Raw genomic sequence first — 25,424 nt, forward strand, 5'->3', positions numbered from 1 at the left:
GATGGCACTGAAGACATTCAATCCCACGACGCCGGGCCAGCGCCAGCTGGTCATGGTCGATCGTTCGGCCCTCTACAAGGGCAAGCCGGTCAAGGCGCTCACCGAAGGCAAGCACTCCTCCGGCGGCCGTAACAACACCGGTCGCATCACCGTGCGCTTCCGCGGCGGTGGTCATAAGCGAACGTTGCGTACCGTCGATTTCAAGCGCGACAAGGTCGATGCGCCCGCGACGGTCGAGCGGCTGGAGTACGATCCGAACCGCACCGCATTCATCGCGTTGGTCAAGTACGAAGACGGCACCCAGGCCTATATCCTGGCGCCGCAGCGTTTGGCCGTCGGTGATTCCGTCGTCGCCGGCAACTATGTCGACGTGAAGCCGGGCAATGTCATGCCGCTCGGCAACATGCCGGTCGGCACGATCATCCACAACATCGAGGTCAAGATCGGGAAGGGCGGCCAGCTCGCCCGTTCCGCGGGCACCTATGCCCAGCTCGTCGGTCGCGACCAGGACTACGTGATCATCCGCCTGAACTCGGGCGAACAGCGCCTGGTGCACGGCCGTTGCCGCGGCACGATCGGCGCGGTGTCGAACCCGGATCACATGAACACGTCGATCGGCAAGGCCGGCCGCAACCGTTGGCTGGGCCGCAAGCCGCACAACCGCGGCGTTTCGATGAACCCGATCGACCATCCGCACGGCGGTGGTGAAGGTCGTACCTCGGGCGGCCGCCACCCGGTTACTCCGTGGGGCAAGCCGACCAAGGGCAAGAAGACCCGCTCCAACAAGTCGACCAACAAATTCATTCTCCTAAGCCGCCACAAGCGGAAGAAGTAAGGAACGCCGGACATGGTTCGTTCAGTCTGGAAAGGCCCGTTCGTCGAGGGTTCTCTGCTCAAGAAGGCAGATGCCGCGCGCTCGTCCGGCCGTCACGACGTCATCAAGATCTGGAGCCGTCGCTCGACGATCCTGCCGCAATTCGTCGGCCTGACCTTCGGCGTCTACAACGGTCAGAAGCACGTGCCGGTGGCCGTCAACGAGGAAATGGTCGGTCACAAGTTCGGCGAGTTCTCGCCGACCCGCACCTTCCATGGCCACTCCGGGGACAAGAAAGCCAAGAAGGCTTGAGGATTAAACGATGAGCAAACCTAAGCGCGAACGGAGCCTCGCCGAGAACGAGGCCAAGGCGGTCGCCCGGATGCTGCGGGTGAGCCCGCAGAAGCTCAACCTGGTCGCCCAGCTCATTCGCGGCCGGAAGGCGGCTGCTGCGCTCGCCGACCTGCAGTTTTCGCGCAAGCGGATCGCGGTTGACGTGAAGAAGTGCCTGGAATCGGCTATTGCCAACGCCGAGAACAACCACGACCTCGACGTCGACGATCTCGTCGTGGCGCAGGCCTTCGTCGGCAACGGCCTCGTGATGAAGCGCTTTGCCGCCCGCGGCCGTGGCCGTTCGGGCCGTGTCTACAAACCATTTTCACAGCTGACGATCATCGTTCGTCAGGTCGAAGCCGCAGCAGCGGCTTAAGGGACGCAGGAGAACACGATGGGTCAAAAGATCAATCCGATCGGTCTGCGTCTCGGCATCAACCGGACCTGGGATTCCCGCTGGTACGCCGGCAAGCAGGAATACGGCAAGCTGCTGCACGAGGACGTCAAGATTCGTGAGATCCTGCACAAGGAGCTCAAGCAGGCAGCCGTTGCCCGCATCGTGATCGAGCGTCCGCACAAGAAGTGCCGCGTCACCATCCACTCGGCTCGTCCGGGCGTGGTGATCGGCAAGAAGGGCGCCGACATCGACAAGCTGCGCAAGAAGGTCGCGGACATCACGGCGTCCGACGTGGTCATCAACATCGTCGAAATCCGCAAGCCGGAGCTCGATGCGACGCTGGTGGCCGAGTCGATCGCGCAGCAGCTGGAGCGCCGCGTGGCGTTCCGCCGCGCCATGAAGCGCGCCGTGCAGTCAGCGATGCGTCTCGGTGCGGAAGGCATCCGCATCAACTGCTCGGGACGTCTGGGCGGCGCGGAAATCGCGCGCATGGAGTGGTACCGCGAAGGTCGCGTGCCGCTGCACACGCTGCGCGCAGACATCGACTACGGGGTTGCGACCGCGTTCACGACCTTCGGCACCTGCGGTGTCAAGGTCTGGATCTTCAAGGGCGAGATCCTCGAGCACGATCCGATGGCCCAGGACAAGAGAATGGCCGAAGGTGAGACTGGTGGCGGCGGCGATCGCGGCGGCCGGCAGCGCCGGGACAACGCTGCAGCCTGACGCCAGCACAGAGAATTTGAGGGCTTGAAGCCATGATGCAACCTAAGAAAACGAAGTTCCGGAAGGCGCATAAGGGCCGTATCCACGGCGTTGCGTCTTCGGGCGCGACGTTGGCGTTCGGCCAGTTCGGTCTGAAGGCGACCGAGCCTGAGCGCGTCACCGCGCGCCAGATCGAAGCCGCTCGCCGCGCGCTGACCCGCCACATGAAGCGCGCCGGCCGCGTCTGGATCCGCATATTCCCCGACGTTCCCGTGTCGAAGAAGCCTGCCGAAGTCCGCATGGGTTCCGGCAAGGGCGCGCCGGAATTGTGGGTCGCGCGCGTCAAGCCGGGCCGGGTGCTGTTCGAGATCGACGGCGTCAACACCCAGACGGCGCGTGAAGCGCTGACCCTGGCGGCAGCCAAGCTGCCGATCAAGACGCGCTTCGTCGAGCGCATTGCGGAGTAATGGCCATGGCCCAGATGAAAATCGAAGACATCCGCGCGTTGAGCCCCGATCAGCAGGACGACGCCATCCTGAACCTGAAGAAGGAGCGCTTCAACCTGCGCTTCCAGCGCGCCACCGGGCAGCTCGAGAACACCTCGCGCCTGCGCGAAGCCCGCCGTGACATCGCCCGGATCAAGACCGTCGCCGCGCAGACGCGCGCGAAGAAGAAGTAAGAGGCTTACGAAGATGCCGAAACGTACTTTGCAGGGCGTGGTCGTCAGCGACAAGCAAGCCAAGACCATCGTGGTGCGCGTCGATCGCCGCTTTACGCACCCGATCTACAAGAAGACGATCCGCCGTTCGAAGAACTACCACGCGCACGACGAGAGCAACGAGTTCAAGCCGGGCGACATGGTGTGGATCGAGGAATCGAAGCCGATTTCGAAGTTGAAGCGCTGGGTCGTGATCCGGGGCGAACACAAGAAAAGCGCCTGATCTGTTGGCTTTAGCCGACTGACTTCAGGTTAATGTTGAGCGCCGGCTGGGCTGGCGCAAAGAGAAGAGGACGAGGTGCATCAATGATTCAGATGCAGACCAACCTCGACGTGGCCGATAATTCTGGCGCACGCCGTGTCATGTGTATCAAGGTGCTCGGGGGCTCCAAGCGCCGCTACGCCACGATCGGCGACATCATCGTTGTCTCGATCAAGGAAGCTATTCCGCGCGGCAAGGTGAAGAAGGGCGACGTGATGAAGGCCGTCGTGGTGCGCGTCCGCAAGGACATTCGCCGCGCCGACGGTTCGGTCATCCGCTTCGACCGCAACGCCGCCGTTCTGATCAACAATCAGTCCGAGCCGGTCGGTACCCGTATCTTCGGGCCCGTGCCGCGCGAGCTGCGCGCCAAGAACCACATGAAGATCATCTCGCTCGCGCCGGAGGTGCTGTGATGGCTGCGAAGATCCGCAAGGGCGACAAGGTCGTCGTGCTGACCGGCCGCGACAAAGGCCGCACCGGCGAGGTGTTCGAAGTGCGTCCCGACGCCGGTACGGCGCTGGTGCGCGGCATCAACATGGTCAAGCGTCACCAGAAGCAGACGCAGGCCCAGGAGGGCGGCATCATCTCGAAAGAGTCGCCGATCCAACTGTCCAACATCGCGTATGTCGGCAAGGACGGGAAGCCGACCCGCGTCGGATTCAAGATTCTGGCGGACGGCAAGAAGGTCCGCATCGCCAAGAGCTCGGGAGCTGAGATCGATGGCTGAGGCCGCTTACACACCGCGCCTGCGCGCGGAATACGACGCGAAGATCCGGACGGAAATGACCGAGAAGTTCGGTTATGAGAACGTCATGCAGGTTCCGCGCCTGGACAAGGTCGTGCTGAACATGGGCGTTGGCGATTCCGTCAACGACCGCAAGAAGGCCGAGAACGCCGCTGCGGAATTGACCCAGATCGCCGGCCAGAAGGCGATCGTGACCTATTCGCGGATCGCGATCGCGACCTTCAAGTTGCGTGAGAACCAGCCGATCGGCTGCAAGGTCACGCTGCGCAAGGCCCGTATGTACGAGTTCATCGATCGTCTGGTGACGGTCGCGCTGCCCCGCGTCCGCGACTTCCGCGGCTTGAACCCGAAGAGCTTCGATGGCCGCGGCAACTACTCGCTCGGCCTCAAGGAACACATCATTTTCCCCGAGATCGACTTCGACAAGGTCACGGAATCCCGCGGTATGGACATCACCGTCTGCACCACGGCCAAGACCGACGACGAGGCGAGGGCCTTGTTGACCGCATTCAATTTCCCGTTCCGGCAGTGAGACGCTGACCTAAAGCCTCTCAAACGCGGATACCCAGGAGCCAAGCATGGCAAAGAAGAGTTCAATCGAGAAGAACAACCGGCGCAAGCGGATGACGAAGAACGCCGCCCCGAAGCGCGAGCGGTTGAAGGCGATCATCGCCGACAAGACGTTGCCGATGGAGGAGCGGTTCGCTGCGACCCTGAAGCTGGCGGAAATGCCGCGCAACTCGTCGGCGACCCGCATCCGTCTGCGTTGCGAGCTGTCGGGCCGTTCGCGCTCGAACTATCGCTTGACCAAACTGTCCCGCATCGCAATGCGGGACCTTGGCTCCAAGGGCATGGTCCCGGGCCTCGTGAAGTCCAGCTGGTAAGGAGGGTCGTTTAGATGTCTACGCACGATCCAATCAGCGATCTGATCACCCGCATCCGTAACGCGCAGATGCGCTCCAAGAACAAGGTCTCCACGCCTGGCTCGAAGATGCGCGAGAACGTGCTCGAGGTGCTGAAGAGCGAAGGCTACATCCGCGGTTACGCGACGCTCGAGCATTCCTCGGGCCGCAGCGAGATCGAGATCGAGCTGAAGTATTTCGACGGCGAGCCCGTTATCCGTGAGATCGAGCGTGTCTCCAAGCCCGGACGTCGCGTGTACGCCTCGGTGAAGAACCTGCCGCGGGTCAATAACGGACTCGGCATTTCGGTGTTGTCGACGCCGAAGGGAATCATGGCTGACCACAGTGCGCGTGAAGCGAACGTGGGCGGCGAAGTTCTCTTCACGGTGTTCTGAGAAGGATTTTTGATCCATGTCACGTGTTGGCAAAAGACCGGTAGCGGTGCCGTCGGGTGTGACCGCGACCGTCGACGGGCAGACCGTCAAGATGAAGGGGCCGAAGGGCCAGCTTCAGTTCGTCGTCCATAACGACGTCGAGGTGAAGCTCGACAACGGCCAGGTCAAGGTGAACCCGCGGGTCGAGACCAACCGCGCGCGGGCCCTGTACGGGACCGCTCGCGCCCAGGTCGCGAATCTGGTCGAGGGTGTCACCAAGGGTTTCGAGAAGAAGCTCGAAATCACCGGCGTCGGTTACCGCGCCGCGCTGCAGGGCAAGAACCTGCAGCTCGCGCTCGGCTACAGCCACGATGTGGTCTACGCGATCCCGGAGGGGATCACGATCACCGTGCCGAAGCCGACCGAGATCACGGTGACCGGCAGCGACATTCAGCGCGTCGGCCAGGTCGCCGCCGAGATTCGCTCCTATCGTCCGCCGGAGCCCTACAAGGGCAAGGGCGTGAAGTATGTTGGCGAATTCATCTTCCGCAAGGAAGGCAAGAAGAAGTAACGGAGCCGGTCATGTCGAAAGCCAAGGTTACGAATGCCCGGCGCAAGCGCAGTGTACGACTGAAGCTGCGCCGCTCGGGTGGCGGCCGTCCGCGCCTGTCGGTGTTCCGCTCGTCCAAGCACATCTACGCCCAGGTCATCGACGACCTGAAGGGCGAGACGCTGGCCTCTGCCTCGTCGCTCGAGAAGTCGATGCGCGATGGCGGCAAGACCGGCGCCGACATCGATGCGGCGAAGGCGGTCGGCAAGCTGCTGGCCGAGCGCGCCGCCGAGAAGGGTGTCAAGGAAGTCGTGTTCGATCGCGGCAGCTATCTCTATCACGGGCGCGTCAAGGCTCTTGCCGACGCGGCGCGTGAAAGCGGGCTGAGCTTCTAACAGAATTTGAGGATTGAGGCGTAAGCCTCTGAAGGACTGGAAAAACCATGGCAGAACGCGAACAACGTGGTGGACGCGATCAACGCGGCGGCGGACGTGAACGCAGGGAAGAGCGCGACAGCGAGTTCGTTGACAAGCTCGTCCACATCAATCGCGTCGCCAAGGTCGTCAAGGGCGGCAAGCGCTTCGGTTTCGCAGCGCTGGTCGTGATCGGCGACCAGAAGGGCCGCGCCGGCTTCGGTCACGGCAAGGCGCGCGAAGTGCCCGAGGCGATCCGCAAGGCAACCGAATCCGCCAAGCGCAACCTGACCCGCGTGTCGTTGCGCGAGGGCCGCACGCTGCATCACGACATCGCCGGCCGTCATGGCGCGGGCCGTGTTTACCTGCGCGCAGCTCCGGCCGGTACCGGCATCATCGCCGGCGGTCCGATGCGCGCCGTGTTCGAGACGCTCGGCGTCCAGGACGTGGTTGCGAAGTCGATCGGCTCGTCGAACCCGTACAACATGGTTCGCGCGACCTTCGATGCGCTGAAGCATCAGGATTCGCCGCGCTCGGTCGCTGCCCGCCGCAACATCAAGGTGTCCACCCTCCAGTCCCGCCGTATCGGTGGTGACGCCGAGGCGGTTGCCGAATAACGGAAGCTTTTCGGAGTAGACGCCTATGGCCAAGAGTGCCGTTACGACCGCAAAGACGATCAAGCTCGAGCAGACCGGCAGCGCGATCCGCCGCCATCACTCGCAGCGTTCGACGCTGATCGGGCTCAAGCTCAACAAGATCGGCCGCATCAGCGAACTGCCGGACACCCCGGCGGTCCGCGGCATGATCTTGAAAGTTCACCATCTCGTTCGCATTGTCGACGAGAAGTAAGCAAAGGCGCACGATCCCGAAGCGGGACCCGTTTTCGGTGAAGGTCATGCGCAAGAAACAAGGAGCAGGGCGATGAAGCTCAGCGATATCGCCGACAATGCCGGCTCGCGCAAGAAGCGTATGCGCGTCGGCCGCGGCATTGGTTCGGGCAAGGGCAAGCAGGCCGGCCGCGGTGGCAAGGGCCAGACCGCGCGTTCGGGCGTGCGCATCAAGGGTTTCGAAGGCGGCCAGATGCCCTTGCATCGCCGTCTGCCCAAGCGCGGCTTCAACAACATCTTCCGCGTGGAGTTCGCCGAGATCAATCTCGACCGGCTCCAGGATGCGGTCGATGCCAAGAAGATCGACGCCGGCAGCGTCGTGAACGTCGAATCCCTGGTCAAGGCCGGCGTGCTGCGCCGCGCCAAGGGTGGCCTGCGGCTGCTCGGCCGCGGCGAGTTCAAGGCCAAGCTCAACATCGAAGTGCACGGCGCCTCGAAGACCGCGATCGCGGCAGTCGAGAAGGCCGGCGGCTCGGTGAAGATCCTCGCGCCTGCCAAGGAAGAAGGCGAGGCGGCGTAACAACTGCGTCATCGGCCCGCGGCTCGCGGGCCTTTACGCACGCGGGACGATGGACTTATCGAAGCCGTAGCCCCAGATAATGTCCGGTGTCCGGTATAATGTAGCCCGGCCGCGGGCATAACGGCGCAATAAGCGGCGGGAGAAAGTCCAAGATGGCCTCTGCAGCGGAACAACTGGCAGCCAATCTCAATTTCGGTGCGTTTGCCAAGGCCGACGAACTGAAGAAGCGCATCTGGTTCACCCTGGGCGCGCTGCTCGTTTATCGGCTCGGGACCTACATCCCGTTGCCCGGCATCGATCCCAACATCTGGGAGCAGGTGTTCCGCTCCCAGGCGGGCGGCATCCTCGGCATGTTCAATATGTTCGCTGGCGGCGGCATTCACCGCATGGCGATCTTTGCGCTGAACATCATGCCGTACATCTCCGCCTCCATCATCATCCAGCTCCTGACCACCGTCTCGCCGCAGCTCGAGGCGCTGAAGAAGGAAGGCGAGTCCGGCCGCAAGCTGCTGAACCAGTACACCCGTTATCTCACGGTGATCCTGGCCGCGTTCCAGTCCTACGGCATTGCGGTGGGCCTCGAAGGCGCTGGCAACGTCGTCAGCGACCCCGGCATGTTCTTCCGCCTGTCGACGGCGATCACGCTGACCGGCGGCACCATGTTCCTGATGTGGCTGGGCGAGCAGATCACGTCGCGCGGCATCGGCAACGGCATTTCCCTGATCATTCTCTCCGGCATCGTCGCCGAGCTGCCCGCGGCGCTCGCCAACATGCTCGAGCTCGGCCGTCAGGGTGCGATGTCGACCGGCCTGATTCTGGTCGTCATCATCATGGCGGTGGCCGTGATCGCCTTCATCGTGTTCGTGGAGCGCGCCCAGCGCCGGCTCTTGATCCAGTATCCGAAGCGCCAGGTCGGCAACAAGATGTTCGAGGGGCAGTCCTCGCATCTGCCGCTCAAGCTCAACACCTCGGGCGTGATCCCGCCGATCTTCGCGTCCTCGCTGCTGCTGCTGCCGACCACGGTCGCGAACTTCAACGCGGGCAGTGGGCCGGAATGGTTCCAGTGGATCAACACCCAGCTCGGCCACGGCCGTCCGCTGTTCCTGATCATGTATCTGGCGCTGATCGTGTTCTTCGCCTTCTTCTACACCGCGATCGTGTTCAATCCGACCGAGACCGCGGACAATCTGAAGAAGCACGGCGGCTTCATTCCGGGTATCCGCCCGGGCGAGCGTACCGCGGAATATATCGACTACGTGCTGTCGCGGATCACCGTGCTCGGCGCGGTGTATCTGGCGATCGTCTGCTTGATTCCGGAAATCCTGATCTCCTACGCGTCGGTGCCGTTCTACTTTGGCGGCACTTCGCTGTTGATCGTCGTCAGCGTCACCATGGACACGGTGGCGCAGGTGCAGGGCTATCTCCTGGCGCATCAGTACGAAGGCCTGATCCGGAAGTCGAAGCTGCGCGGCCGCCGCCGTTAAGCGCGGCGTCCCTCGGGCGGCGCGATTGCGCCGCCGATTCGCCGCGCGTGCAATGCGCGCGGACGGCGAGCCGGCCATTCGGTCGCCTCGGCAGAGTCGCTCTTCCTGTCGTGCAAGCATTGATCTCAAAGGCTTCTTGGCGTCTGGCCATTTGCTCCCCTATGATATGGGTAGCGGTGCGGCGCTGATTATGATTTGCACTGTAACTGGACTTCAAAACACGGGCGCGCGACGTATCGCGCACCAATCGGGGGGCGTACGCCGATGAGAATTATACTTCTGGGGCCACCGGGATCGGGCAAGGGCACCCAGGCGCAGCTGCTGGTGCAGCGCTATGGCATCGTCCAGCTCTCGACCGGCGAGATGTTGCGTGCAGCGGTGGCGGCCGGAACGCCGGTCGGGCTCAAGGCTAAGGAGATCATGGCCAGCGGCGGTCTCGTGCCAGACGATGTCGTGGTGGGGATCATCTCCGATCGGATCGATCAGCCGGATGCCAAAAACGGTTTCATCCTTGACGGTTTCCCGCGGACCGTGCCGCAGGCCGAGGCGCTGGATGAGCTGCTCAAGCACAAGCACCTCAAGCTCGATGCCGTGATCGAGCTCCGCGTCAACGAAAGCGCGCTCCTGAATCGCGTCGAGACTCGCGTCGCCCAGATGCGCGAGCGCGGGGAAGAGGTCCGGCTTGATGACACCCCGGAGGTGCTGACCAAGCGACTCGCCAGCTACCGCAGCCAGACGGAACCGCTGATTCACTACTATTCCGAGCGGCGCAAGCTCTCGACCATCGACGGCATGATGGCCATCGATGAGGTCACCCGCGCCATCCATCGCCAGCTCCTGGCGCTCGGGGCGGTCGAGCCCAAGACGCATGGCAAGGCACATGGCAAGACGCGCGCCCGGAGTGCGACAAAGGCGGCCCCGGCCAGAAAGGCCAAGGCGGCGAAGAAATCGGCCAAAAAGTCTGCGAAAGCGGCCAAAAAGGCTGCCAAATCCGAGAAGGCGGCCAAGAAGGCTACGAAGGCGGGCAAGAGAATCGTCAAGAAAGCCGCCAAGAAGGCAGGAAAGAAGATGGCAGCCAAGAAGACCGCCAGGAAGGCTGTCAAGAAAGGTGCCAAAAAGGCCGCAAAAAAGGTCACGAAAAGGCGAGCTAAGCGCTAGCAGCGGTTGACGAAAGCCCCCTGAATCCCCTAATAAGCCCGCATCCAAGTCGGATAGTTTCAAACGATGCCGGGCCCCAGGAAGACCAGGGGTGGGCGTCGTGTTCGCGTTTGTGAACACCTGCCCGAGAAACCAAGCACTTAAAGCCCGATTCCTGACGAGGGATTGGCGACAGGAGAGAAGGCCGTGGCCCGTATTGCCGGCGTGAACATCCCGACCAACAAGCGCGTGCTGATCGCGCTCCAGTACATCCATGGCATCGGTCAGAAGATCGCCGGTGAGATTCTGGAGAAGGTGAAGATCCCGGTGGATCGTCGCGTCAATCAGCTCAGCGACGCCGAAGTGCTCCAGATCCGCGAAGTGATCGACCGCGACTATATGGTCGAGGGCGATTTGCGTCGTGAGGTCGGCATCAACATCAAGCGTCTGATGGACCTCGGCTGCTATCGCGGCCTGCGCCATCGTCGCGGTCTGCCGGTGCGTGGCCAGCGTACCCACACCAACGCGCGTACGCGCAAGGGTCCGGCCAAGGCCATTGCCGGCAAGAAGAAGTAAGTTTTCGCATCCAATCACGGCGTGTGGCGACCCGGGGATGACCCGTTCGCCACGCGCCTTTCGTTCCACAGGTGTAGCCGCTGGCATTACGGCGGCGTTGAGATCTTCAGGAAAGGTAGTCTATGGGCAAGGAAGCCACCCGCGTTCGTCGTCGTGAGCGCAAGAACATCGCCTCCGGCGTCGCGCACGTGAACTCGTCGTTCAACAACACGACCATCACCATCACCGACGCGCAGGGCAACACGATTGCCTGGTCCTCCGCCGGCACGATGGGCTTCAAGGGCTCGCGCAAGTCGACCCCGTATGCCGCACAGGTTGCCGCCGAGGACGTGTCGAAGAAGGCGCAGGAGCACGGCATGCGCACGCTGGAAGTCGAAGTCGCCGGTCCCGGTTCGGGCCGCGAATCGGCGCTCCGGGCGCTGCAGGCCGCGGGCTTCACCGTCACCTCGATCCGCGACGTGACCACGATCCCGCACAACGGTTGCCGTCCCCGTAAGCGTCGGCGCGTTTGATACCAGATTGCGGGCGCATTGGCGCCCGCGATGATTTTTTGCAAAGCCGTGGAAATGATCTGCGGCCTTTCTCCAACGCCAGTGCCTGCAACAGCAGTCTGACTGGCCTGTATGGGTGAAACAGTGACGATCCAGAAAAATTGGCAAGAACTGATTCGGCCGAACAAGCTGCAGGTACAGCCCGGCAGCGATCCGACCCGTTTCGCGACCATCGTCGCCGAACCGCTCGAGCGCGGCTTCGGCCAGACGCTCGGCAACGCGCTACGCCGCATCCTGCTGTCCTCGCTCCAGGGCGCGGCAGTGCAGTCGGTGCACATCGACGGCGTGCTGCACGAGTTCTCCTCGATCGCGGGCGTCCGTGAGGACGTCACCGACATCGTGCTCAACATCAAGGACATCTCGATCAAGATGCAGGGCGAAGGCCCCAAGCGCATGGTCGTCAAGAAGTCCGGACCGGGCGTCGTCACCGCCGGCGACATCCAGACCGTGGGCGACGTCGTCGTGCTCAATCCCGACCTGCAGATCTGCACGCTCGATGAGGGCGCCGAGATCCGTATGGAGTTCACGGTCGCAACCGGCAAGGGCTACGTTCCCGCCGAGCGCAACCGCCCCGAGGACGCACCGATCGGCCTGATCCCGGTCGACAGCCTGTACTCGCCGGTCCGCAAGGTCTCCTACAAGGTCGAGAACACCCGCGAGGGCCAGATCCTCGACTACGACAAGCTGACCATGACGATCGAGACCAACGGCGCACTGACGCCGGATGATTCCGTGGCCTACGCGGCGCGCATCCTGCAGGATCAGCTCAACGTGTTCGTCAACTTCGAAGAGCCGCGCAAGGAAGTCGCCCAGGAGATCATCCCGGACCTCGCCTTCAACCCGGCCTTCCTCAAGAAGGTGGACGAGCTCGAGCTGTCGGTGCGCTCGGCCAATTGCTTGAAGAACGACAACATCGTCTACATCGGCGACCTCGTGCAGAAGAGCGAAGCGGAAATGCTCCGCACTCCGAACTTCGGCCGCAAGTCTCTGAACGAGATCAAGGAAGTGCTGGCCCAGATGGGTCTGCACCTCGGCATGGAAGTGCCGGGCTGGCCGCCGGAGAACATCGACGAGCTCGCCAAGCGCTTCGAGGATCACTACTGATCCGAACGACGACAGGCTGAACGACAACAGGCTGAGGCGCGAATTCATCGCGCCTTAGCGGGCGAACGCAGGCAGCCCACCTGAGCAACTGGTCCGACGAACCGTCGCGACGAATGAAATTCAAGGAATAGATAAATGCGTCACGGCAAGGTTCATCGCAAGCTCAACCGCACCGCTGAGCATCGCCGCGCGATGTTCGCCAACATGTGCGCCGCGCTGATCAAGCACGAGCAGATCGTCACCACGCTGCCGAAGGCGAAGGAATTGCGTCCGATCGTCGAGAAGCTGATTACCCTCGGCAAGAAGGGCGGGCTGGCCATGCGCCGTCAGGCCATCTCGGAGATGCGTGACAAGGATCAGGTCAGGAAGCTGTTCGACACGCTCGCGCCCCGCTACAAGGATCGCCAGGGTGGCTACACCCGCATCATCAAGGCCGGCTTCCGCTACGGCGACAACGCCCCGATGGCCGTGATCGAGTTTGTCGATCGTGATGTCGATGCCAAGGGCCTGGATTCCGGTCCGGTGCGGGAAAAGGAAGCCGAGGCGGCATAAGCCGACCGGCAGAGAGTTTTCAGAAAGCGGCGCCTTCGGGCGCCGCTTTTTTATTGGCCGTCCTGTTGGTTACGTCCCGCTCCTCACGCGTCGGTGAGTGCCGATTGCTATCGTGCCGGCAGCGCCCAATATCTCCGCAAGCATCAACGGAGATCACGCATGAACATCGACCTATCCGGAAAGACCGCCCTCGTCACCGGCTCGACTGCCGGCATCGGCCACGCCATCGCCAAGGGCCTTGCCGGCTCGGGTGCGAGCGTCGTGATCAACGGACGCGGCCAGGACAAGGTCGATGCGGCCGTGCGCAAGCTGGAAGGGGCGGGCGGAAAGGTCCGCGGCATCGCCGCCGACGTCTCGACCGCGGCGGGCTGCAAGGCGCTGGCCGCGGCGCTGACGTCGACATCCTCATCAACAATGCCGGCATCTTCGAGCCGAGGGACTTTTTCGACATTCCGGACGAGGACTGGAGCCGCTTTTTCGAGGTCAACGTGATGAGCGGCGTGCGTCTCTCGCGTGCGTATATGAAAGGCATGCTCAAGCGCAACTGGGGCCGAATCGTCTTCATCTCCTCGGAGTCCGGGCTCAACATTCCCGTCGAGATGATCCACTACGGCATGAGCAAGACGGCGCAGCTCTCGGTCGCGCGGGGCCTGGCGCAGCTCACACGGGGCACCGGCGTCACCGTCAATTCCGTGCTGCCGGGCCCGACAATGTCGGAGGGCGTCGAGACGTTCGTGAAGGATCTTGCCAAGCAGAACGGCCAGTCGGTCGATGAGGCCGCGGCCAATTTCGTCAAACAACATCGCCCAAGCTCGCTGCTCCAGCGCTTCGCCAGCGTCGATGAGATCGCCAACATGGTGGTGTATGCGGCTTCGAAGGAAGCCTCGGCGACCAACGGCGCGGCGTTGCGTGCGGAGGGCGGCATCATCAATACGATTGCCTGAGGCCTGCGGATGCCGGCCTATGTGATCTCCGAGGTCGAGGTACGCGACAGAGCCGCGATGGAAGCCTATCGCGAGCTGGCCGCAGCAACCATCGCGCAATATGGCGGCCGCTATCTCGTGCGCGGCGGCGCCGCCGAATTGGTGGAGGGCGGCCCGCCGCCCAAGACCATCATCATCGTGGAGTTCCCATCGATGGCGCGGGCGCAGGAATGGTATGCCTCGGCCGAGTACGCCGAGGCGCTGAAGCTGCGGCACACGGCGCTGGAGCGTCGGCTGCTGTTTGTCGAGGGCGTGGCACCGTAGACAAGCCCGGGCATGACGGAGTGAGTGGCCGCTACCACCCCTCCAGCACGATCTTGCCGCGCGACTTGCCACTCTCGAGCAGTGCATGCGCGCGCTTGAGGTTGGCCGCGTTGATGGTGCCGAAGGTCTGGTCGAGCGTCGTGCGCAAGACGCCCTTGTCGATGAGGTCGGCGACGTCGTTGAGCAGATGATGCTGCGCGATCATGTCGGCGGTTTGAAAGGAGGAGCGCGTGAACATCGATTCCCAATGCACCGAGATGGCCTTGCCCTTGAACGCGCTCACAGTGAATTCCGGGGGATCGTCGATCAGGCCGAATCTGCCCTGCGGCGCCATGAACTCGGCGATGCTCTTGTAGTGCTGGTCGGTGAATGTGAGGCTCGCCACCAGCGCGACGGGCGGCAGCTTGAGCTTCTCGACCTGCTCTTTCATCGGTTGGCCGTGGTCGATCACCGCATGCGCGCCGAGACCGAGGCACCATTTTTGCGACTCCGGCCGCGTCGCGGTCGCGAGCACCGTCAGCCCGGTGAGGCGGCGGGCGAGCTGGATCAGGATCGAGCCAACGCCGCCAGCGCCGCCCGTGATCAAGAGCGTGCGCGGATCGACACTCTTGCCGGGCACCGCACCGAGCCGATCGAACAGCAATTCCCAGGCGGTGATGGAGGTGAGCGGGAGGGCGGCGGCCTGCACGAACGACAGGCTCTTCGGCTTGTTGCCAACGATGCGCTCGTCGACGAGGTGGAATTCAGAATTGGTACCCTGGCGCAGGATCGAGCCGGCGTAAAATACCTCGTCGCCTGGCTTGAACAGCGTGACGTCGGGACCGACGGCGTCGACAACGCCGGCCGCGTCATAGCCCAGAATCTTGGTCTCGCCCTCGGGCGGGGCTGCGCGCTTGCGCACCTTGTAATCGACCGGATTGGCCGAGATCGCCTTCACAGCCACGCGGATATCACGGCCCTTGGGTTCGGGCTTGGCGGTCTCGAAATCGAACAGCGCGTCCTGATCCTCGATCGGAAGCGACTTCCTGTAGCCGACGGCCTTCATGGCTTGTCTCCTTCAGATAGTGTTGCAGATGCCGGGTCCCGGGTTCGCGTTTTCGCGCGCCCCCGGGATGACAAGCGAGACCTAGAACGCGAACTGCGTCCGCATCGCGACCGCATCGAACTTCGAACCGACATCAGCGGTCGAGATCGGCGTGGCCTGCCTCGATACCGTGCCATGCAGATAGTCCAGCATGAAACGGACGTTGCCGTTGACATACCAGTTCAGCGCTGCCGTGTAGACGGTCTGCCGGCCGCCTGCGATGCCGGTTGCGGTCCCGAGTTGATCGTTGAGGTCGATCGTGGAGAAGCGTCCCGCGACCTCCCACGCGCCCCAGCCGCCGCCCTCGAGGGAGAACGGGTGTGCCGGCTTGACGCCGCCATAGGCCGCATTGGCCGCATTATAGCTGCGACCCTCGCCCGTCAGCACGTAGCCGGCTTGCGCATAGCCGCCCTGGAATTTGAGGCTTGGCGCACCCAGCGGCGGCAGGCCGGTATTGGCGCTGCGATCGATGTTGTACCAGAAATACTCGCCTTGCAGGATCAGCGGTCCATAGGTGGCGGCCGCTTCGACGCTGTAGACCTGCGCGCCGGAGGCATTGGCGATTGCGCCGGTCGTAGCCAGCGCCGTGGGATCGATGCGCAGTTCCGGACGATCGTTCAGCGTCACCGTCTGTGCACCCGTCACCAGATTGCGCGTCGGCTGGATCAGCCATTCGGCATTGCCGCCGAGATGGACCGAGTAGTCTTTGCCGCTGACGACTTGGCCGGCGACACGCGCGACCGCGCCGTATTGTTCCGTGGTGCCGTTCGGCGCAACGCTCGACGCTGAGTGGATCGCACCGGTGGCGGGACCGGTGACATAGGCGCCAGCCCAGAACACGTCGTTGTACCAGCGCGTGCCGACCGCCGAACGGAAGTCGCCCGCAGCGATGCTCGTGGCGACGATCCCCGCCGAGGCGCGTTCCATGAACATGATGTCGTTGGAGCTCGTGGCCTCATCGAGGGTGTAGGGCAGGTCCATGATGCCGCCTTCGATGGCCATCTTGCCGCCGAACGGTTTCAGGCCGGTATAGCTGAGATAGGCGTTCTCGATGCCGGAGACGCCGCCGCCGGGCAGCGAACCTGGAGCTGCGCCGCCAAAACCGTCGGAGGAGCCGCCGAAGTCGTAGACCAGCGCGAAATTCCAGTCGTGGAAGAACTTGCCGGCGACACCGATGCGGGCGCGGCGGACGTTCTCGCCGCTGTCGAGCTTTTGCGGCACGGTCGCCGCCGTGTTGGGCCGATAGTCGTAGCCGCCGACATCCCAATGCACACGGCTTGTGATCCCGACGCAGTTAGCCCCATCGGCAGTGCAGATGGTCGGTCGGTTGTTCGGCATTGTCACGACGACGCCGGATGCGGGCGCCGGTCCCTTGAGCGGGATCGCCGCGTTGGCGTTGGCGACGGCGGCCTTCGCTTCGGAACGCGCTTCAGCTTTCGCCTCCGCCTTCGCCTCAAGCCTGGCCTTCGCTGTGGCCGCGGTATTCGCGGCGGTCTGGCTCTGGAGCTTGTCGAGCTTCTGCTCCAGCATCTTCAGCTGCTGCTTCAGGAGCGCGATCTCCTGGTCGCTGCTGCTCGCCGATTGGGCCTGGGCCTGCGAGGCTGCCAGTGCGGCGGCGAGACCCATCGCCGTGGCTGCAATTCTTGTCCTGCTCACGTCATGACTCCATCGTTTGACGAACTTCCCCAAGTCGCTGGCGGAGAGCCTAGGTTTGATCGATGACTACCCCGCGACGCTGCGGCCGGTTGCGCGGTTCCCACTGGTGTAAATTCGCCGCAACCGAATCCGCCTTGCACCACCATGCAAGATGACGCACATCATGCCAATCCACAGCCCCGGCAAATTGCTATTTCGCACGCACAGCTTGCAGGCCGGACACGCCAAAGGGGGTCGAATATGCCGCCGGGCGCCCTTCTAATGGGGGGCGAACGCGCCTATATTCCGGCGTCTTTTCCAAGAGGTAGGAATGTTTCGATCGACCTGGAGCGCCGTCGCCACGGCACTGTGCATAGCCTTTTCGGCCAACTTCAATCCGGCCGCTGCGCAGGACCGCCGAGTGCCGTCCTCGCCCGCCGAACTGCGGCTGTCCTATGCGCCGATCGTGCAGCGGGTGCAGCCGGCGGTTGTCAACGTCTACGCCGCCAAGGTGGTGCAGAACCGCAACCCGCTGCTCGACGACCCGATCTTCCGCCGGTTCTTCGGCGTGCCCGGCCAACAGCAGGAGCAGGTGCAGCGCTCGCTCGGTTCGGGCGTGATCGTCGATGCGTCGGGGCTCGTTGTCACCAACGTCCACGTCATCGAAGGCGCCGACCAGGTCAAGGTGTCCCTGTCGGACAAGCGTGAGTTCGAGGCCGAGATCGTGCTGAAGGACTCTCGCAGCGATCTCGCGGTGCTGCGTCTGAAGGACACCAAGGAGAAGTTTCCGGCTCTCGAATTCACCAATTCGGACGAGCTGATGGTAGGCGACGTCGTGATGGCGATCGGCAATCCCTTCGGCGTCGGCCAGACCGTGACCCACGGCATCATCTCGGCCTTGGCGCGCACGCAGGTCGGTATCACCGACTACCAGTTCTTCATCCAGACCGACGCGGCGATCAATCCTGGCAATTCCGGCGGCGCGTTGGTCGACATGAACGGCAGGCTCGCGGGCATCAACACCGCGATCTATTCGCGCTCCGGCGGCTCGCAGGGCATCGGCTTCGCGATCCCCGCCAACATGGTGCGCGTCGTCGTCGCCTCCGCCAAGGGCGGCGGCAAGGCGGTGAAGCGGCCCTGGTTAGGGGCGAAATTGCAGGCGGTGACGCCGGAGATCGCCGAGAGTCTCGGCCTGCGTTCGCCGACCGGTGCGCTGGTCGCAAGCGTCGTTCCGAACGGACCGGCGGCCAAGGCCGGGCTGAAATCCTCCGACCTGATCGTCTCGATCGACGGCCAGACCGTGGATGATCCCAACGCCTTCGACTATCGTTTCGCCACACGGCCGCTTGGCGGCACCGCGCAGATCGACGTGCAGCGCGGTGGCAAGCCGATCAAGCTGACGGTGGCGCTGGACGCCGCGCCCGATGCCGCCCGCAACGAGCTCGTCATCACCGCGCGCTCGCCTCTCCAAGGTGCGAAGGTCTCGACCATCACCCCGGCGTTGGCCGACGAGCTGCATCTGGATGCCGACACCGAAGGCGTCGTGGTCACCGATCTCGGCGGCGACAGTGCGGCCGCGAATGTCGGCTTCCAGAAGGGCGACGTCATCCTGGCGGTCAACAACCAAAAGATCAGCAAGACCAGCGATCTCGAGAAGGCGGCGGCCGAGCGCCAGCGCATCTGGCGCATCACGCTGGTGCGTGGCGGCCAGCAGATCAACGTCACGCTGGGCGGATGAGTCCGAAGCGACCACAGGAGACGCCAACTCTCTTCGCCGCGGCGGGGCTCGATCACGAGGCTCCGCATCCGCTGCCGGATCGGCTGCGGCCGCGCGCGCTCTCGGAGGTCGTCGGCCAGGATCACATTCTGGGTCCCGACGGCGCGCTGACGCGCATGCTGGAAACGCGTACGCTGGGCTCACTGGTGTTCTGGGGCCCGCCCGGCACCGGCAAGACCACGGTGGCGCGGCTGCTCGCGGACGCCACCGATCTGCATTTCGAGCAGATCTCTGCGGTGTTCTCCGGGGTCGCCGATTTGAAGAAGGCCTTTGAGGCCGCGCGTGCACGCCGCGAGATGGGCAAGGGCACGCTGCTGTTCGTCGACGAGGTCCATCGCTTCAACCGCGCCCAGCAGGATTCGTTTCTGCCGGTCATGGAAGACGGCACGGTGGTGATGGTCGGCGCCACCACCGAAAACCCGTCCTTCGAACTCAACGCGGCGCTTTTGTCACGGGCGCGCGTGCTGGTGTTTCGCTCGCTCGACGCGGCCGCGATCGAAAAGCTGTTTGCGCATGCCGAGGAGGTCGAGGGCCGCAAGCTGCCGCTCGACGAGGAAGCGCGCGCCGTGCTGGTGCGCATGGCCGATGGCGACGGCCGCGCGTCGCTGACGCTCGTCGAGGAAGTCTGGCGCGCCGCGCGCAAGGACGAGATTTTCGACGCCGCGCAGTTGCAGGAGATATTGCAGCGCCGGGCGCCGATCTACGACAAGTCGGCCGACGGCCATTACAATTTGATCTCGGCGCTGCATAAGTCGGTACGGGGCTCCGATCCCGATGCCGCGCTGTATTATCTCGCGCGCATGCTCGATGCCGGCGAGGACCCTCTGTTCCTGGCCCGCCGCGTCGTGCGCATGGCAGTCGAGGATATCGGGCTTGCCGATCCGCAGGCGCTGGTCATCGCCAACGCGGCCAAGGACGCTTTCGACTTCCTCGGTCATCCCGAGGGCGAGCTCGCGATCGCGCAGGCGGTGGTCTATCTCGCCACCGCACCGAAATCGAACGCCGTCTACACCGCCTTCGGCAAGGCGATGCAGGTCGCAAAGCAGGCCGGCTCGCTGCTGCCGCCGAAACACATCCTCAACTCGCCGACCAAGCTGATGAAGTCGGAAGGCTACGGCGCATCTTACGAATACGACCACGACACGCCCGACGCCTTCTCCGGCCAGGATTATTTCCCGGAAGCCCTGGGCCGCCAGACCTTCTACGACCCGCCCGAGCGGGGGTTCGAGCGGGAGATCCGCAAGCGGCTGGATTATTGGGCGAAGTTGCGGAAGGAGCGGGGTGGGAAGTAGGTTCTGCGTCGCTGAGAAGGCGCTTGCGTTTACGTGTCAAAAATGACACATAAGCGCAGCCGAATGATCGATCGCACGAAGAAGCTTCCCGCGAGATTCTACGTCAGCTCGACAGGTCGAAATCCTGTTCGCGAGTGGATATTGGATTTGCCTTCTGAAGATCGAAAAACTGTCGGGAAGGATATTCAGAAAGTCGAATTCGGTTGGCCGATCGGACGCCCGCATTGTGCCCCGCTGGGGGATGGATTGTGGGAGGTTCGAAGTGATCTCGACGAGCAACCGGATTGCGCGAGTGATCTTCTGTTTGGAAGACGGTCAGATGATCCTGCTCCACGGCTTTATCAAGAAAAACGCAGAAAGCGCCAAAGCGGGATATTGACCTTGCGCTGAAGCGCAGGCGAGAGGTGACGTGATGACGAAAAGCAAAGCGCACGTGAGCAAAGAAACGTTCGACGAGTTTCTTACCGAGCAAGGTATACTTGGGACTTGTGAGGAGCGTGCTCTCAAGGAGCTTATCGCTGAGCAATTGACGGAGGCGATGAAGACGCAGGGAATCACGAAGACGGCGATGGCCGCACGCATGAGGACCAGTCGTCGTCAGCTCGATCGGCTCCTTGATCCCGCGACCCCCTCGGTGACGCTGGATACACTGCAACGCGCCGCAAGTGCGGTTGGCCGTACTCTACGAGTCGAATTGGTATGACTTCGCTCGTGCCAGGCGCCGTCCTGATGAACCTGCAACAGCAATATGACCTGCGGCTGGCGGAGAACGAGATGGGCGCGGAAGTCGCGTCACTGCCTCGGCGCGCCGATACACAGTTGACACCAAAGCTTGGAAACACCGCATGAGCCGCCGCATCAAGAGAATGAACCCGAAACCTCGCGAGCGCGATGAGCGCAAGGAGGCGCGTCCGTTCAAGGCGCGCAGCGCGAAGCCTGCTGGGCTGCGGCCTGGCGGCAAGCCGGGCACGAAGCCGCCGCGCTTTGCGAGCGAGCGCGTTGACCGGCGCGCGCCCAAAGCCGAACCGGAAAAGGCTGCACCGGCAAAGCCCGTCGAGGCATTGCTGCCGACCAAGGTGCAGACCGTCAAGGTGACGGCCGACGAGAACAACATGCGCGTCGATCGCTTCCTTGAAGCGCACTTTCCCGGCCTGTCGTTCTCCCACATCCAGCGCGTGGTTCGTAAAGGCGAGCTGCGCGTCGACGGCAAGCGCGTCGACAGCAAGGACCGCCTGGAGGAGGGCCAGAGCGTCCGCATTCCGCCGCTGAAGCTCGACACGCCAAAGGCACCCAACCCGCAGTCGGAGGCGGCGCAAAAGACGCTTGCCGCGCTGAAGGAGATGACAATCTACGAGGACGACGACGTTCTCGTGCTGAACAAGCCGGCCGGACTTGCCGTGCAGGGCGGCTCTGGCATGACGCGACACATTGACCAGATGCTGGAGGTGATGCGCGATTCCAAGGGCCAGAAGCCGCGCCTCGTACACCGCATCGACAGGGAGACGTCGGGCTGTCTCCTAGTCGCCAAGACCCGCTTTGCCGCCTCGCATCTGACCGGCGCCTTCCGTTCGCGGTCGGCGCGAAAGACCTATTGGGCGCTGGTGCCGGGGCTGCCGAAGCCAAAGCAGGGCCGCATCTCGACCTTCCTTGCCAAGGAGGAGAGCGAGGACGACACCATCATGCGCATCGCCCAGCATGGCGATGAGGGCGCAAGCCACGCGGTGACATATTATGCGGTGGTCGAGACCGCCGGCAACAAGCTGACCTGGGTGTCGCTGAAGCCGGTGACGGGGCGCACCCACCAGCTGCGCGCCCACATGGAACATATCGGCCACCCCATCGTCGGTGATCCCAAATATTTCAACATCGAGAACTGGCAACTGCCGGGCGGCCTGCAAAACCGGCTGCACCTGTTGGCGCGCCGCATCGTCATCCCGCATCCCCGCGGCGGCTTCATTGATGCCACCGCGCCGCTGCCGCAGCACATGCAGCAGTCATGGAACCTGCTCGGGCTCGATGCGAGCCGGTTTGATCCGATCGAGAACGCGCCGGAGGAGTAGTTGAGTTTGCTATTGGGTTGCTTCGCTGCGCCCCGAATCATGAAACCCGCTCAATTCCGAAACTGCTCCAGAAACATCCGCAGGCTATCGTGCGGGCTCTGGACATCCGTGATCAACCAGCCCTCGGGTCCGCTGACCAGGATGAAGTTCAGAGTCATCGGCCGGCCGCGATTGTCGAAACTCGCCGCGACATAGGTCTTGTCGTATTGCCTGCGAACGACCGCGATCGCGACGGGGCCGAGCTTCCAGCTCGGGCTCTGCACTAGGAAATCGTAGGGCTCGACCCGCGGCGCGGACCACACCTTGCACAAGGAGGGGTCGAAGAATTGCCGGGCGGTGGCGCCATCCCGCGGCAGGCCTTTTGAGAGCTCCGGCGCGCCCTGGCCGTAATGAGCGTAGACGTTGCGGACCACCGATTCCGGAGCCCGAAAGCCGGCCTGCGCCGCGGCCGGCCAAAACCCGGCAAGGAGAGCCGCAATGCCTGCAAGTTCCCTCATACCTGCCGCTCGCTTTATCGGTCGTCGCTCTTACCTTACAAGCCTAGCATTGAGTGATCAGGGCCGAAAACCAGATGCGCGAATTGTTCGATGAAGCTGCGGGGCGATCCCCGCTTGATCCGCAGGAGTTGGTCCGCCAGGCCTCGCGCGTGCCGCTGCGCAAGCGCTTCTACAAGGAGGTGGGGGTCGCTGAGGCTGAGGGCGGCTTTGCCATCACGCTTGACGGCAAGGCGATCCGCACGCCGTCCGGCCGCCAGGTGATCATCCCTGCGCGCGTGCTAGCCGACGCAGTGGCTGCCGAGTGGGCGGATCAGAAAGAGACGATCAATCCCATGACGATGCCGCTGACGCGGATCGCCAATAGCGTGGTCGAGGGCGTCGTCGACCGCGTCGATCTCGTCAGCGACGACCTCGCAAAGTATCTCCAGTCCGATCTGCTGTTCTATCGCGCCGGCCATCCCGAGGGGCTCGTCGCCCGCGAGGCCGCGCATTGGGACCCCGTGTTGTTCTGGGCCGCGGAGACGCTGGGAGGGCATTTCATCCTGTCCGAAGGCGTCATGCCTGTGACGCAGCCGGAGGCGGCCGTCCAGGCCGCGCGTGCGGCGCTGCCGAGGGATGCCTGGTCGGTCGCCGCCCTCCACGTGATCACCACCCTGACCGGCTCGGCCCTGCTGGCGCTGGCGCTGGCCCATGGCGTGCGCGATGCCGGCCAGGTCTGGGCGGCGGCTTATGTCGATGAGGACTGGAATGACGAGAAATGGGGCGTGGACGAGGAAGCGGTCGGCCGCCGCGCCGCCCGCCTCAGGGACTTTCAGGCCGCCGTGACGGTTTTGGCCGCTGTGAACCCGCCGGCGGCCAAAGGTCCTTAACGAGAGGTTTACGAGGGCGGCCTTAGGGTAGGGCCTACGCTCCCCGGGCCCCTCGCCATGCCGACGCCGATAAGCTCGATCGTTCCCGTCAGTGCCGCCAGCCCTGTTGCTGACGCGGTGACTCCCGATCTTGTGCTGCAGGCCGGCAGCGTCGTCGACGCAAGAGTCGTCAGCGTGCTCGCCGATAATCTGGTGCGGATCGCGATCGCCAACCTGTCGATGGATGTGATGTCCGAGGTGGCGCTGGCACCAGGCCAAAATCTCCAGCTTGCGGTGTCGCAGAACGGCGGCACCATCCGGCTCGCCGTCATGGGCGGGGCAGGCGAGGCGAGCGCCGATCAGGTCACGCTGACGCCGGCTGTGGCCTCGCTGGTTGACAGCCCGCCGATTGCTCCGTCGGCGAGTGCGGGACGCAACGTGCTGACGCCATCGGAGCAGGTCGCCGTTACCGCAGCTTCGGCCGAGGCGGTCACAAAGCAGGGCAGCCAGGCGCCGCTGTTCGCCAATCTGGCCGCGGTCGTCACCGGCAGCGATCTTCCGGCGGGGCTGAAGCAGGCGATGCTAGGCGTGCTGGCGCAGCAGACGCCGCTCAACACCGGCCTCGATGGCGGCGACATTGAATCCGCATTCCAAAAATCCGGCCTATTCCTCGAAGCCTCGCTCGCCGAGGGCGCGACGCCGTCCTCCGGCACGATGCCAGACCTGAAGGCGGCATTGCTGGTGCTGCGCCAAACGCTGACGACGCTCGAGGCGATCGCGCCACAGGCGCAAGGTGCCGCCCTTCCGGCTGGTACCGTGGCGACACCGCAGCTCGCTGCCGCGGAGACGCAAGCCGCATTGCCCGCAACCGAACCCGAGATCGCCCAATCACCGCAAATGCCGCGCAGCGTCAATCTCGCAGCCTCTGTGTTGGCGGACATCGCTGGCGGTGCTCCGCAGGCCGCGGTGCCGCGGGGCATGACCGCAGGCCTTGCCGCCAGCCTCCTGCAAGAGATCACGCAAAGCCTGCCGCGAATGACGGGAAACGTGCCGGGCTCGAACAAGGCCGTACCCGAGGGACATATTTTCGAAGCCGCCGCGCGCGCGACGCCACCACCGGTTCGCGGCGCGCTGCCGTCGCCGCAATTCATTGCCTCGCCGTCACTCGTACCGGATACGCCTCTTGCCGCGACCGTGCATCGCCTGCTCGACGACACCGATGCCGCGATCGCGCGCCAGACCTTGCTCCAGGTTGCTTCGCTCCCCGATCGCACCGACGCCAGCGGTCACAGGATCGATCCGAGCGTGCCGCAGTGGAATTTCGAGATTCCGTTCGCAACGCCGCAGGGCACTGCAATGGCGCAGTTCGAGATCTCGCGCGACGGCGGCAATGAATCCGCCGATCCCGCCAGGCGCACCTGGCGTGCGCGCTTTACACTCAATGTCGAGCCCGCCGGCCCCGTGCACGCTTTGATTACGCTCAACGGTGACAAGACCTTCGTGCGGATGTGGGCGGAGCGGCCGACGACCGCACAGCAGCTTCGCGCCGGAATCGGCGAGCTCAACCAGGCACTGACCAGGGCCGAGCTCAAGCCCGGCGACATCCTGGTCCGCGATGGCACGCCGCCACAGCCCGCACCGGCCCGCGCCGGCCACTTTCTGGATCGCGCTACATGAGCGACCCGTCGAAGCTTGCGATTGCGCTGCATTACGAGAGGGGCAGCAACGCGCCGGTCGTCGTCGCCAAGGGCAAGGGCACGATCGGCGAAAAAATCGTCGAGATCGCCAAAGCCAACGACATCCCGATCGAGGAGAACGAGATCCTGGCCGGTGCGCTCTCCAAGGTCGAACTCGGCGAGGAGATCCCGCCGGACCTCTACAAGGCCGTCGCCGAAGTGCTGGTGTTCGTGCTGCGGCTGTCGGGCAGGCGGTAGCTGTCATCGTTTCACCACGTTAGCGGCTG

At 63.8% G+C, this 25,424-nt stretch carries 35 protein-coding genes and 1 pseudogene; 33 read left to right on the plus strand and 3 right to left on the minus strand.

The window, feature by feature from the left end; genetic code table 11:
- Window position 1: 1 nt before the first annotated feature.
- The 25 genes and pseudogenes from rplB to IVB42_RS10310 all read left to right on the plus strand — a co-directional run bounded on the left by rplB (window position 2) and on the right by IVB42_RS10310 (window position 14,268).
- Entirely contained in the window at window positions 2-835 is an 834-nt protein-coding gene (gene rplB / locus IVB42_RS10190) for a 50S ribosomal protein L2 (protein WP_007611609.1), read from the plus strand.
- Window positions 836-847: 12 nt separating this feature from the next.
- Window positions 848-1,126, plus strand: coding sequence for a 30S ribosomal protein S19 (gene rpsS / locus IVB42_RS10195; RefSeq protein WP_007603021.1), 279 nt, complete (start codon window positions 848-850; stop codon window positions 1,124-1,126).
- Window positions 1,127-1,136: 10 nt separating this feature from the next.
- A complete protein-coding gene (gene rplV / locus IVB42_RS10200; protein WP_007603022.1) occupies window positions 1,137-1,523 on the plus strand; it encodes a 50S ribosomal protein L22 in 387 nt (128 codons plus the stop codon).
- A gap of 18 nt (window positions 1,524-1,541) precedes the next feature.
- Window positions 1,542-2,267 carry a 30S ribosomal protein S3 gene (gene rpsC, locus IVB42_RS10205; RefSeq protein WP_007603023.1) on the plus strand — a complete coding sequence of 242 codons (726 nt, stop codon included), beginning with the start codon at window positions 1,542-1,544 and terminating at the stop codon, window positions 2,265-2,267.
- Between the two features lie 32 nt (window positions 2,268-2,299).
- The gene (gene rplP / locus IVB42_RS10210; protein WP_007603024.1) at window positions 2,300-2,713 is read left to right on the plus strand and encodes a 50S ribosomal protein L16; all 414 of its coding nucleotides are present in this window, start codon (window positions 2,300-2,302) and stop codon (window positions 2,711-2,713) included.
- Window positions 2,714-2,718: 5 nt separating this feature from the next.
- Window positions 2,719-2,925, plus strand: a complete 207-nt coding sequence (rpmC, locus tag IVB42_RS10215; RefSeq protein WP_007603026.1) for a 50S ribosomal protein L29 — start codon at window positions 2,719-2,721, stop codon at window positions 2,923-2,925.
- Window positions 2,926-2,938: 13 nt separating this feature from the next.
- Window positions 2,939-3,187 carry a 30S ribosomal protein S17 gene (rpsQ, locus tag IVB42_RS10220; RefSeq protein WP_007603028.1) on the plus strand — a complete coding sequence of 83 codons (249 nt, stop codon included), beginning with the start codon at window positions 2,939-2,941 and terminating at the stop codon, window positions 3,185-3,187.
- A gap of 83 nt (window positions 3,188-3,270) precedes the next feature.
- A complete protein-coding gene (rplN, locus tag IVB42_RS10225) occupies window positions 3,271-3,639 on the plus strand; it encodes a 50S ribosomal protein L14 (protein WP_007603030.1) in 369 nt (122 codons plus the stop codon).
- Entirely contained in the window at window positions 3,639-3,953 is a 315-nt protein-coding gene (gene rplX, locus IVB42_RS10230; protein WP_007603031.1) for a 50S ribosomal protein L24, read from the plus strand. Before rplN ends, rplX begins: the two co-directional genes overlap by 1 nt.
- Window positions 3,946-4,503: a 50S ribosomal protein L5 gene (gene rplE, locus IVB42_RS10235; protein WP_007603032.1), complete on the plus strand. Its 558-nt coding sequence runs from the start codon at window positions 3,946-3,948 to the stop codon at window positions 4,501-4,503. Before rplX ends, rplE begins: the two co-directional genes overlap by 8 nt.
- A 46-nt stretch (window positions 4,504-4,549) precedes the next feature.
- Window positions 4,550-4,855, plus strand: a complete 306-nt coding sequence (gene rpsN, locus IVB42_RS10240; RefSeq protein ID WP_007611604.1) for a 30S ribosomal protein S14 — start codon at window positions 4,550-4,552, stop codon at window positions 4,853-4,855.
- 14 nt (window positions 4,856-4,869) lie between these two features.
- Window positions 4,870-5,268, plus strand: a complete 399-nt coding sequence (gene rpsH, locus IVB42_RS10245) for a 30S ribosomal protein S8 (RefSeq protein WP_007603034.1) — start codon at window positions 4,870-4,872, stop codon at window positions 5,266-5,268.
- Between the two features lie 16 nt (window positions 5,269-5,284).
- Window positions 5,285-5,818 (plus strand): 50S ribosomal protein L6, encoded by a 534-nt coding sequence (gene rplF, locus IVB42_RS10250; protein WP_007603035.1) that lies wholly within the window; start codon window positions 5,285-5,287, stop codon window positions 5,816-5,818.
- 11 nt (window positions 5,819-5,829) lie between these two features.
- Window positions 5,830-6,192 (plus strand): 50S ribosomal protein L18, encoded by a 363-nt coding sequence (rplR, locus tag IVB42_RS10255; protein WP_007603036.1) that lies wholly within the window; start codon window positions 5,830-5,832, stop codon window positions 6,190-6,192.
- Window positions 6,193-6,239: 47 nt separating this feature from the next.
- On the plus strand, window positions 6,240-6,827 hold the full coding sequence (rpsE, locus tag IVB42_RS10260) for a 30S ribosomal protein S5 (RefSeq protein ID WP_007603037.1): 588 nt from the start codon (window positions 6,240-6,242) through the stop codon (window positions 6,825-6,827).
- A gap of 25 nt (window positions 6,828-6,852) precedes the next feature.
- Window positions 6,853-7,059, plus strand: a complete 207-nt coding sequence (rpmD, locus tag IVB42_RS10265; RefSeq protein WP_018456457.1) for a 50S ribosomal protein L30 — start codon at window positions 6,853-6,855, stop codon at window positions 7,057-7,059.
- Between the two features lie 72 nt (window positions 7,060-7,131).
- Entirely contained in the window at window positions 7,132-7,617 is a 486-nt protein-coding gene (gene rplO / locus IVB42_RS10270; protein WP_027518586.1) for a 50S ribosomal protein L15, read from the plus strand.
- Window positions 7,618-7,769: 152 nt separating this feature from the next.
- Window positions 7,770-9,101 (plus strand): preprotein translocase subunit SecY, encoded by a 1,332-nt coding sequence (gene secY / locus IVB42_RS10275; RefSeq protein WP_007611601.1) that lies wholly within the window; start codon window positions 7,770-7,772, stop codon window positions 9,099-9,101.
- A gap of 264 nt (window positions 9,102-9,365) precedes the next feature.
- Window positions 9,366-10,259, plus strand: coding sequence for an adenylate kinase (locus IVB42_RS10280; RefSeq protein WP_204511513.1), 894 nt, complete (start codon window positions 9,366-9,368; stop codon window positions 10,257-10,259).
- 186 nt (window positions 10,260-10,445) lie between these two features.
- On the plus strand, window positions 10,446-10,814 hold the full coding sequence (gene rpsM / locus IVB42_RS10285; RefSeq protein ID WP_018456460.1) for a 30S ribosomal protein S13: 369 nt from the start codon (window positions 10,446-10,448) through the stop codon (window positions 10,812-10,814).
- A 122-nt stretch (window positions 10,815-10,936) separates the two neighbouring features.
- The gene (rpsK, locus tag IVB42_RS10290) at window positions 10,937-11,326 is read left to right on the plus strand and encodes a 30S ribosomal protein S11 (protein ID WP_007603045.1); all 390 of its coding nucleotides are present in this window, start codon (window positions 10,937-10,939) and stop codon (window positions 11,324-11,326) included.
- A 111-nt stretch (window positions 11,327-11,437) separates the two neighbouring features.
- Window positions 11,438-12,469 carry a DNA-directed RNA polymerase subunit alpha gene (locus tag IVB42_RS10295; protein WP_007603046.1) on the plus strand — a complete coding sequence of 344 codons (1,032 nt, stop codon included), beginning with the start codon at window positions 11,438-11,440 and terminating at the stop codon, window positions 12,467-12,469.
- Window positions 12,470-12,604: 135 nt separating this feature from the next.
- Window positions 12,605-13,021, plus strand: a complete 417-nt coding sequence (rplQ, locus tag IVB42_RS10300) for a 50S ribosomal protein L17 (protein WP_247362361.1) — start codon at window positions 12,605-12,607, stop codon at window positions 13,019-13,021.
- A gap of 159 nt (window positions 13,022-13,180) precedes the next feature.
- Window positions 13,181-13,965: pseudogene (locus IVB42_RS10305) on the plus strand (SDR family oxidoreductase).
- Window positions 13,966-13,974: 9 nt separating this feature from the next.
- Window positions 13,975-14,268 carry a DUF1330 domain-containing protein gene (locus tag IVB42_RS10310; RefSeq protein ID WP_204511511.1) on the plus strand — a complete coding sequence of 98 codons (294 nt, stop codon included), beginning with the start codon at window positions 13,975-13,977 and terminating at the stop codon, window positions 14,266-14,268.
- 31 nt (window positions 14,269-14,299) lie between these two features.
- Here the strand turns inward: IVB42_RS10310 and IVB42_RS10315 are convergent, their stop codons facing one another.
- Window positions 14,300-15,313 (minus strand): zinc-binding alcohol dehydrogenase family protein, encoded by a 1,014-nt coding sequence (locus tag IVB42_RS10315; protein WP_247377504.1) that lies wholly within the window; start codon window positions 15,311-15,313, stop codon window positions 14,300-14,302.
- A gap of 81 nt (window positions 15,314-15,394) precedes the next feature.
- Window positions 15,395-17,008 carry an OprO/OprP family phosphate-selective porin gene (locus tag IVB42_RS10320; RefSeq protein ID WP_247377506.1) on the minus strand — a complete coding sequence of 538 codons (1,614 nt, stop codon included), beginning with the start codon at window positions 17,006-17,008 and terminating at the stop codon, window positions 15,395-15,397.
- 310 nt (window positions 17,009-17,318) lie between these two features.
- Between IVB42_RS10320 and IVB42_RS10325 the strand changes: the two genes are divergently transcribed.
- The 5 genes from IVB42_RS10325 to IVB42_RS10345 all read left to right on the plus strand — a co-directional run bounded on the left by IVB42_RS10325 (window position 17,319) and on the right by IVB42_RS10345 (window position 22,116).
- Window positions 17,319-18,725, plus strand: a complete 1,407-nt coding sequence (locus IVB42_RS10325) for a DegQ family serine endoprotease (protein WP_247470107.1) — start codon at window positions 17,319-17,321, stop codon at window positions 18,723-18,725.
- A complete protein-coding gene (locus tag IVB42_RS10330) occupies window positions 18,722-20,056 on the plus strand; it encodes a replication-associated recombination protein A (protein ID WP_247362371.1) in 1,335 nt (444 codons plus the stop codon). The genes IVB42_RS10325 and IVB42_RS10330 overlap by 4 nt, the downstream gene beginning before the upstream one ends.
- Before the next feature lie 63 nt (window positions 20,057-20,119).
- Window positions 20,120-20,446 (plus strand): type II toxin-antitoxin system RelE/ParE family toxin, encoded by a 327-nt coding sequence (locus IVB42_RS10335; RefSeq protein WP_346659077.1) that lies wholly within the window; start codon window positions 20,120-20,122, stop codon window positions 20,444-20,446.
- Between the two features lie 22 nt (window positions 20,447-20,468).
- Window positions 20,469-20,759: a helix-turn-helix domain-containing protein gene (locus IVB42_RS10340; protein WP_018456469.1), complete on the plus strand. Its 291-nt coding sequence runs from the start codon at window positions 20,469-20,471 to the stop codon at window positions 20,757-20,759.
- Between the two features lie 142 nt (window positions 20,760-20,901).
- Window positions 20,902-22,116, plus strand: coding sequence for an RluA family pseudouridine synthase (locus IVB42_RS10345; protein WP_247362374.1), 1,215 nt, complete (start codon window positions 20,902-20,904; stop codon window positions 22,114-22,116).
- 50 nt (window positions 22,117-22,166) lie between these two features.
- On the opposite strand, the gene IVB42_RS10350 is transcribed toward IVB42_RS10345, so the two are convergent.
- Window positions 22,167-22,613: a hypothetical protein gene (locus tag IVB42_RS10350; RefSeq protein ID WP_247394769.1), complete on the minus strand. Its 447-nt coding sequence runs from the start codon at window positions 22,611-22,613 to the stop codon at window positions 22,167-22,169.
- Window positions 22,614-22,687: 74 nt separating this feature from the next.
- On the opposite strand from IVB42_RS10350, the gene IVB42_RS10355 reads away from it, so the two are divergent.
- The 3 genes from IVB42_RS10355 to IVB42_RS10365 are packed head-to-tail and all read left to right on the plus strand — an operon-like array spanning window position 22,688 to window position 25,395.
- Window positions 22,688-23,482, plus strand: a complete 795-nt coding sequence (locus IVB42_RS10355; RefSeq protein WP_247362379.1) for an ATP12 family protein — start codon at window positions 22,688-22,690, stop codon at window positions 23,480-23,482.
- 57 nt (window positions 23,483-23,539) lie between these two features.
- On the plus strand, window positions 23,540-25,138 hold the full coding sequence (locus tag IVB42_RS10360) for a flagellar hook-length control protein FliK (protein WP_247394772.1): 1,599 nt from the start codon (window positions 23,540-23,542) through the stop codon (window positions 25,136-25,138).
- A complete protein-coding gene (locus IVB42_RS10365) occupies window positions 25,135-25,395 on the plus strand; it encodes an EscU/YscU/HrcU family type III secretion system export apparatus switch protein (protein WP_085351295.1) in 261 nt (86 codons plus the stop codon). The genes IVB42_RS10360 and IVB42_RS10365 overlap by 4 nt, the downstream gene beginning before the upstream one ends.
- Window positions 25,396-25,424: the final 29 nt, after the last annotated feature.

The sequence above is a fragment of the Bradyrhizobium sp. 45 genome, assembly GCF_023073155.1.
Taxonomy (GTDB): Bacteria; Pseudomonadota; Alphaproteobacteria; order Rhizobiales; family Xanthobacteraceae; genus Bradyrhizobium; species Bradyrhizobium canariense_D.

What these genes read in the sequence shown, in the direction of transcription:
- rpsH (WP_007603034.1), top strand. Translation starts at nt 4,870, where the DNA reads ATGTCTACGCACGATCCAATCAGCGATCTGATCACCCGCATCCGTAAC.
- rplE (WP_007603032.1), top strand. Translation starts at nt 3,946, where the DNA reads ATGGCTGAGGCCGCTTACACACCGCGCCTGCGCGCGGAATACGACGCG.
- IVB42_RS10280 (WP_204511513.1), top strand. Translation starts at nt 9,366, where the DNA reads ATGAGAATTATACTTCTGGGGCCACCGGGATCGGGCAAGGGCACCCAG.
- rpsE (WP_007603037.1), top strand. Translation starts at nt 6,240, where the DNA reads ATGGCAGAACGCGAACAACGTGGTGGACGCGATCAACGCGGCGGCGGA.
- rpmC (WP_007603026.1), top strand. Translation starts at nt 2,719, where the DNA reads ATGGCCCAGATGAAAATCGAAGACATCCGCGCGTTGAGCCCCGATCAG.
- IVB42_RS10365 (WP_085351295.1), top strand. Translation starts at nt 25,135, where the DNA reads ATGAGCGACCCGTCGAAGCTTGCGATTGCGCTGCATTACGAGAGGGGC.
- rpsK (WP_007603045.1), top strand. Translation starts at nt 10,937, where the DNA reads ATGGGCAAGGAAGCCACCCGCGTTCGTCGTCGTGAGCGCAAGAACATC.
- rplF (WP_007603035.1), top strand. Translation starts at nt 5,285, where the DNA reads ATGTCACGTGTTGGCAAAAGACCGGTAGCGGTGCCGTCGGGTGTGACC.
- IVB42_RS10360 (WP_247394772.1), top strand. Translation starts at nt 23,540, where the DNA reads ATGCCGACGCCGATAAGCTCGATCGTTCCCGTCAGTGCCGCCAGCCCT.
- rplV (WP_007603022.1), top strand. Translation starts at nt 1,137, where the DNA reads ATGAGCAAACCTAAGCGCGAACGGAGCCTCGCCGAGAACGAGGCCAAG.
- rpsS (WP_007603021.1), top strand. Translation starts at nt 848, where the DNA reads ATGGTTCGTTCAGTCTGGAAAGGCCCGTTCGTCGAGGGTTCTCTGCTC.
- rplX (WP_007603031.1), top strand. Translation starts at nt 3,639, where the DNA reads ATGGCTGCGAAGATCCGCAAGGGCGACAAGGTCGTCGTGCTGACCGGC.
- rpmD (WP_018456457.1), top strand. Translation starts at nt 6,853, where the DNA reads ATGGCCAAGAGTGCCGTTACGACCGCAAAGACGATCAAGCTCGAGCAG.
- rplO (WP_027518586.1), top strand. Translation starts at nt 7,132, where the DNA reads ATGAAGCTCAGCGATATCGCCGACAATGCCGGCTCGCGCAAGAAGCGT.
- IVB42_RS10355 (WP_247362379.1), top strand. Translation starts at nt 22,688, where the DNA reads ATGCGCGAATTGTTCGATGAAGCTGCGGGGCGATCCCCGCTTGATCCG.
- IVB42_RS10335 (WP_346659077.1), top strand. Translation starts at nt 20,120, where the DNA reads ATGATCGATCGCACGAAGAAGCTTCCCGCGAGATTCTACGTCAGCTCG.
- rplP (WP_007603024.1), top strand. Translation starts at nt 2,300, where the DNA reads ATGATGCAACCTAAGAAAACGAAGTTCCGGAAGGCGCATAAGGGCCGT.
- rplQ (WP_247362361.1), top strand. Translation starts at nt 12,605, where the DNA reads ATGCGTCACGGCAAGGTTCATCGCAAGCTCAACCGCACCGCTGAGCAT.
- rpsC (WP_007603023.1), top strand. Translation starts at nt 1,542, where the DNA reads ATGGGTCAAAAGATCAATCCGATCGGTCTGCGTCTCGGCATCAACCGG.
- rplB (WP_007611609.1), top strand. Translation starts at nt 2, where the DNA reads ATGGCACTGAAGACATTCAATCCCACGACGCCGGGCCAGCGCCAGCTG.
- IVB42_RS10330 (WP_247362371.1), top strand. Translation starts at nt 18,722, where the DNA reads ATGAGTCCGAAGCGACCACAGGAGACGCCAACTCTCTTCGCCGCGGCG.
- rpsN (WP_007611604.1), top strand. Translation starts at nt 4,550, where the DNA reads ATGGCAAAGAAGAGTTCAATCGAGAAGAACAACCGGCGCAAGCGGATG.
- secY (WP_007611601.1), top strand. Translation starts at nt 7,770, where the DNA reads ATGGCCTCTGCAGCGGAACAACTGGCAGCCAATCTCAATTTCGGTGCG.
- IVB42_RS10295 (WP_007603046.1), top strand. Translation starts at nt 11,438, where the DNA reads ATGGGTGAAACAGTGACGATCCAGAAAAATTGGCAAGAACTGATTCGG.
- IVB42_RS10350 (WP_247394769.1), bottom strand. Translation starts at nt 22,613, where the DNA reads ATGAGGGAACTTGCAGGCATTGCGGCTCTCCTTGCCGGGTTTTGGCCG.
- IVB42_RS10315 (WP_247377504.1), bottom strand. Translation starts at nt 15,313, where the DNA reads ATGAAGGCCGTCGGCTACAGGAAGTCGCTTCCGATCGAGGATCAGGAC.
- IVB42_RS10345 (WP_247362374.1), top strand. Translation starts at nt 20,902, where the DNA reads ATGAGCCGCCGCATCAAGAGAATGAACCCGAAACCTCGCGAGCGCGAT.
- IVB42_RS10325 (WP_247470107.1), top strand. Translation starts at nt 17,319, where the DNA reads ATGTTTCGATCGACCTGGAGCGCCGTCGCCACGGCACTGTGCATAGCC.
- IVB42_RS10310 (WP_204511511.1), top strand. Translation starts at nt 13,975, where the DNA reads ATGCCGGCCTATGTGATCTCCGAGGTCGAGGTACGCGACAGAGCCGCG.
- rplN (WP_007603030.1), top strand. Translation starts at nt 3,271, where the DNA reads ATGATTCAGATGCAGACCAACCTCGACGTGGCCGATAATTCTGGCGCA.
- rpsQ (WP_007603028.1), top strand. Translation starts at nt 2,939, where the DNA reads ATGCCGAAACGTACTTTGCAGGGCGTGGTCGTCAGCGACAAGCAAGCC.
- IVB42_RS10340 (WP_018456469.1), top strand. Translation starts at nt 20,469, where the DNA reads ATGACGAAAAGCAAAGCGCACGTGAGCAAAGAAACGTTCGACGAGTTT.
- rplR (WP_007603036.1), top strand. Translation starts at nt 5,830, where the DNA reads ATGTCGAAAGCCAAGGTTACGAATGCCCGGCGCAAGCGCAGTGTACGA.